This is a genomic window from Marisediminitalea lipolytica, assembly GCF_001758465.1.
Lineage (GTDB): Bacteria > Pseudomonadota > Gammaproteobacteria > Enterobacterales > Alteromonadaceae > Alteromonas > Alteromonas lipolytica.
This window is the reverse complement of record NZ_MJIC01000014.1, coordinates 679,266-680,557: the sequence shown is the minus strand read 5'-3', so window position 1 is coordinate 680,557 and position 1,292 is coordinate 679,266. Positions and strand designations below refer to the sequence as shown.

At 57.0% G+C, this 1,292-nt stretch carries 1 protein-coding gene; it reads left to right on the top strand.

What is annotated here, in order from left to right; translation table 11 throughout:
- On the top strand, positions 1–1,292 hold a 1,292-nt coding region (locus tag BFC17_RS22585; protein WP_175439575.1), incomplete at both ends, for a DUF11 domain-containing protein.

The following is a 1,292-nucleotide window of genomic DNA, read 5'->3' as shown; positions in this document are numbered from 1 at the left end:
ACTGAACTGGATAGCTCAGATAATACCGATTCCGCCACCGTGGATGCCCAGGCCATTGATTTGGCCATCAGTAAAGCCGTAGATAATACGGCACCGAATCTCGGTGATAACGTGAGCTTTACCCTGACGGTATCCAACACTGGCCCGGATGCCGCTACCAATGTGGTGGTGACCGATCAGTTGCCAGCCGGGTTTACCTTTGTGTCCAGCGACGGTAACTACGATGCCTCCACAGGCTTATGGACCGTGGGATCGTTAGCGAGCGGCGCCAGCGCGACCTTAACCATTGTGGCGACCACCACCGACAGCAGTGCGGTGACCAATACCGCCAGCGTGACGGCGGTTCAGACTGAACTGGATAGCTCTGATAATACTGATTCCGCGACCGTGGATGCTCAGGCGATTGATTTAGCCTTAAGCAAAACCGTGGATAACGCGTCACCGAATCTGGGCGATAACGTGACCTTCACCCTGACGGTAGCCAATACCGGACCGGATGCCGCCACCAATGTGGTGGTCACCGACCAGTTACTCGCGGGCTTTACCTTTGTGTCCAGCGACGGTAGCTACAACGCCACCACCGGCTTATGGACGGTAGGTTCACTGGCCAGCGGTGCCAGCGCCACGTTGACCATTGTGGCGACCACCACCGACAGCAGTGCGGTGACCAACACCGCCTCAGTCACGGCCGATCAAACCGAACTGGACAGTTCAGATAATACCGATTCCGCCACCGTGGATGCCCAAGCGATCGATTTAGCGCTATCTAAAACCGTGGATAACGCCTCGCCGAACCTGGGTGATAACGTCAGCTTTACCCTGACGGTATCCAACACTGGCCCGGATGCCGCCACTAATGTGGTGGTGACCGACCCACTGCCAGCGGGCTTTACCTTTGTGTCCAGCGATGGCAGTTATAACTCCACCACCGGACTATGGACGGTAGGTTCCCTCGCCAGTGGTGCCAGCGCCACGTTGACGATTGTCGCCACCACCACCGACAGCAGTGCGGTGACCAATACCGCCAGCGTGACGGCGGATCAGACTGAACTGGATAGCTCAGATAATACCGACTCTGCCACCGTGGATGCCCAGGCCATTGATTTAGCGCTGTCTAAAACCGTGGATAATGCCGCGCCGAATCTGGGTGATAACGTCAGCTTTACTCTGACGGTAAACAACACCGGCCCGGATACCGCCACCAATGTGGTCGTGACCGATCAGTTGCCCGCCGGCTTTACCTTTGTCAGCTCAGACGGTAGCTACAACGCCACCACGGGCTTATGGACCGT